Source organism: Ferruginibacter sp. (assembly GCF_031430955.1).
Classification (GTDB): domain Bacteria; phylum Bacteroidota; class Bacteroidia; order Chitinophagales; family Chitinophagaceae; genus Ferruginibacter.
The window spans coordinates 1-4,073 of the sequence record NZ_JANPCM010000549.1; the positions used below are offsets into that span (position 1 = coordinate 1).

The 4,073-nt window shown below is 35.7% G+C and carries 4 protein-coding genes and 1 pseudogene; 4 read left to right on the forward strand and 1 reads right to left on the reverse strand.

Annotation, left to right across the window (positions count from 1 at the left end):
- Positions 1-269: hypothetical protein (locus tag ACY65O_RS15450; protein WP_462221759.1), on the forward strand; the 269-nt coding region annotated here is incomplete at its 5' end.
- Positions 270-330: 61 nt separating this feature from the next.
- Positions 331-1,005: a murein L,D-transpeptidase catalytic domain-containing protein gene (locus tag ACY65O_RS15455; protein ID WP_462221760.1), complete on the forward strand. Its 675-nt coding sequence runs from the start codon at positions 331-333 to the stop codon at positions 1,003-1,005.
- A 47-nt stretch (positions 1,006-1,052) separates the two neighbouring features.
- Here ACY65O_RS15455 and ACY65O_RS15460 read toward each other — a convergent pair whose 3' ends face one another.
- Positions 1,053-1,691, reverse strand: coding sequence for a hypothetical protein (locus ACY65O_RS15460; protein WP_462221761.1), 639 nt, complete (start codon positions 1,689-1,691; stop codon positions 1,053-1,055).
- A 108-nt stretch (positions 1,692-1,799) separates the two neighbouring features.
- Here ACY65O_RS15460 and ACY65O_RS15465 point away from each other — a divergent pair, with 108 nt between their 5' ends.
- Positions 1,800-3,314 (forward strand): lipopolysaccharide biosynthesis protein, encoded by a 1,515-nt coding sequence (locus tag ACY65O_RS15465; RefSeq protein ID WP_462221762.1) that lies wholly within the window; start codon positions 1,800-1,802, stop codon positions 3,312-3,314.
- 138 nt (positions 3,315-3,452) lie between these two features.
- Positions 3,453-4,073, forward strand: a pseudogene (locus ACY65O_RS15470) (metallophosphoesterase); the annotation flags it as partial.

Below are 4,073 nucleotides of genomic sequence, written 5' to 3' on the forward strand. Positions count from 1 at the left end.
ACAAACTTGAAACGGCAAACAGTAAAAGAAAAGTAATGCTGCAAAAAAACCCGGGCATGTCGCCATTTGGCAGTAAAAAACAAAAGTCAAGTGATAAATATACTTTTAGTGTAAAAAAAATAAAAGATGGTTATTGGGAGCTGGTAATAGATAAAACATTACCGCATGGAGAATATGCTTTTACTATGATGGGTGGTATGGGTATGGGAAGTATGGATGGCAGTGTTACCCTGTTTGCTTTTGGAATTAATTTATTTTATTTTCTTTAACACAACTTAAAAAATTTTGTGGAAACAGTTTCGTTAGGCATCTAAGCCCGATAAAACTTTCATGAAATTTATAATAAAAACTACTGCCACAGTATTGCTGGTGTTGGCCAGCCTTTCTGCATTAGCTTATTTTTTATGCCTGCCCCGATTGTTTCGGGGGTACAAACCAAAATTCAACACTACCACTTCAGCGGTTTCTTTTAAAGTAAAAAAAGACGAAACGGGTAAAAACGCTTTACTAAGATTAAAGCAAAAGGCTGACGATATGGTTTTGTATGCAAAACAAAATCATTTCAACAAACAGTATTGTTTTATGCTGGATATGAAAATTGAATCTGGAAAAAAACGCTTTTTCGTTTATAATTTAGAAAAAGATTCGGTTGAACTTTCCGGTCTTGTAACACATGGCGGCGGAACAACTAACACCAGCCCCATTCAATTCTCCAATACACCCAACAGTTTATGCACTTCTTTAGGCAGATATAAAATAGGCAATTCTTATACCGGTAAATTTGGACTTGCTTTTAAATTATATGGGTTGGATAATACCAACAGCAATGCTTATAATCGTTTTGTAGTATTGCACTCACACGCCTGTGTACCCAATGAAGAAGTTGCGCCGCTTACCATTTGCCAAAGCTGGGGCTGCCCAACTGTGGCACCTGCATTTTTAACGGAACTTAAAAAATATATTGATCAATCAGACAAACCAATACTGATGAATATTTATAACTAAATTTGGGAGATAGTTTACTATGGGTTGGAGTTTTCTTAATCGTTAAATTAAGATTTCCTCTTACCCCTCAACACTTCCAAAATCTGTTTTTGCTTTTCAATTTCTGCAAGCTGGTTAACCTGATTTTTTTTGTTGTCGGCAATATCCTGCTCAATATTTTTCCTTTTCTTTTCCAGGCTTACACCATCATCAATTAAGTTAGCACTTTTCTTATCTGCTTTTTTTATAGCATCTTCCTGTGCAATAATTTGCTGCTCCAGGTCGTAAGCGGCAATCATATTTTTTATACTGTCCAAATAATTTTTTGCATTGTCCATTACTTTATTGTCGGTGCTGTCGGCAATAAAACTGTCAAAACCTTTCGATATCATTAAAGTAAGGGTAGAGTTTTCTTTTTCTTTACGGCTTTTTCTGTCAGCCATAAAATACAGGTCGTAACTGTCGTTACCCAGCTCGGGCATTCTTACGCCTTTATAAACCGTGTAGCCTTTGCTGTCTTTTCCTTTATAGCCCATTTGCTGCATTTTATTGTCAATAGCATCACGTATAGTTTTTTCAGGAAAAGGTATTTCGTTTACCACAGCCTGGCGGTTAATTTTTTGGTACTCCACCGTGGCAGTACGGCTCTGGGCAGCAGCAGAAAGATATAATGCTGTTAAAAAAATAAATGTAAAGGCGTATTTCATATTACTTTGTTTTAAACAAAGATAATTTATGTTGGCAAATGGTTGCATCATTTATTTAAACAAAAATTAAAATTATACAAGTAAATTTGGTGCAAATTAAAATAACCATTGAGCGGCATTAAAAAATTAGCATCACAAACATTATGGTACGGCGTACCCACAATTGCCAGCCGTTTTTTAGGTTATTTAATGAATATGGCTTTGCCGTTTTTTATTACCATGCCCGAAAAAACTGCCGACCTGGTACAGGTGTACACCATTATCCCTTTTTTAAATGTGCTGTATGCTTATGGTATGGAAACGGCGTACTTCCGTTTTTCGCAAACACACGATAGACAAAAACTGTACAGCACACTCAGCATTTCATTATTTTTCAGCAGCATACTTTTTACGTTAATATTATTGTTGTGCAAAAGTGCCATTACGGGTGCTGCCGATTTAAACAACCACCCCGATTATGTGCTGTGGATGATTGCTATTATTGCTGTAGATAATTTAAACACTTTACCCTTTGCTAAACTGCGGCAGGAGGACCGGCCCAGGCGTTATGCCTTTGCCCGTATTGCCGGTATAGTAATTAATTTAAGTGTGGTTATTTTTTTTCTGGGTGTTGTGCCAAAAATATTACACAATAACCCCGATAGTTTTTTAAAAAGTATTTACAACAAAGATGTTGGTCTTGGTTATTATTTATTGGGCAACTTGTGCGGCAGTGTATTCACACTTGTTTTATTAAGTAAAGAAATAAGGCAGATACGATTTAGTTTTGATAAAGTGCTGTGGAAAGAAGTAATGAAGTACAGCACCCCCTTAATTATTGTTGGCCTCGGCGGAATGGTGAACGATGTACTCAGCCGTTTAATTTACCGCCATGTGGTAAATTTACCTCAGCAGCAGGCCGATCATGAACTGGGCATTTTTGCAAACATATTTCGTATTGCATTACTGATAACTATTTTAATTCAGGCCTTCCGTATGGCTGCCGAACCTTTTTTCTTTAATAAAAGTAAAGATGAAAATGCACAACGCACTTATGCAAGGGTGATGAAATTTTTTGTAATTGCCTGCTGCTTTATGTTTTTACTAATAGGTTTATACTTAGATGTGTTTAAATGGATCTTTATAACTTTTGCCAACAAACGCTGGGCCGAAGGTTTACAAATTGTTCCTATTCTTGCATTAGGAAATATTTTTTTAGGTATTTATTATAACCTCAGTGTTTGGTATAAGCTCACCAATAAAAATACTTATGGCGCAGTAATAACTATAGTTGGTGCAGTAATAACTATTGTGCTGAATGTTTTATTAATTCCAAAGCTGCATTACACCGGCGCTGCTATTGCCACTTTTACCTGTTATTTATTTATGATGATAAGCAGTTACCTGCTGGGGCAAAAATATTATCCGGTTCCTTATCCTGTAAAAAAATTAATTGCTTATTTAGTGCTGGTGGTTTTAATCTATTTACTGCATTTGGGTATTAATAAAATTTATCCCGGTCATCTTTGGTTTTCGTTAACCACGGCTACTGTACTGTTTGGATTGTTTACGTGGTTTGTTACAAAAGTAGAAGCGAAGGAGCTTGCAAAAATTCCGATGCTGGCAAAGTATTTTAAAAAATAAAACTTAGCCACGGATTACACAGATTAACACGGATGAATACAAATGCAGTATTGCGAGAGCAGCAGGAAAATAATCAGTGAAAATCTCTGTAATCCGTGGCTGCATTCAAAAAAATAATCTGTGGCAAACTCTTAATTTATGCGAAAGCTGTTACAATATTTATTTAAAAAACCACTCAGCTGGGTGGCCAATACCCTTAGTGCCAAACCAAAACGGGAAGTAGTATTTAAATCGTTAACTAAATTATACAACAGCAGTAAAAAAAACAGCAAAAGAGTTTGCAGTATTTTTATTGATCCGTTAAAAGATAAATTTATCATCTTCAGCGATCAGCATAAAGGCAACCGTGACTGGTCTGACGATTTTACTACTAATGAATTTAATTATCTTACTGCATTACAATATTACAAACAGCAAAATTTTTCTTTTATTAATTTAGGCGACAGTGAAGAATTATGGAAATATCCGCTGGCAGAAGTATTAGAAAAAAACGAAAAAGCTTTTGCTGCCGAAGCTGCCTTTCAACCCAATAATTATTTTAAAACTTTTGGCAACCACGATGTTACCTGGAAAAATAAATTGGATGTGGAAATGTATTTGAAAAAAAACTTTACCATGCCATTGCCGGTTTATGAAGGCATCATTTTAAAGACTGCTGTCAGCAATCAAACACTCACTATTTTTTGTACACACGGGCACCAGGGTGATAAAATGAGTGACAACAATGCATTAAGCACATGGATCGTTGCACACGTTTGG

Excerpts from the sequence above, each read along its gene's own strand:
- ACY65O_RS15455 (WP_462221760.1), top strand. The coding sequence starts at position 331 with ATGAAATTTATAATAAAAACTACTGCCACAGTATTGCTGGTGTTGGCC.
- ACY65O_RS15460 (WP_462221761.1), bottom strand. The coding sequence starts at position 1,691 with ATGAAATACGCCTTTACATTTATTTTTTTAACAGCATTATATCTTTCT.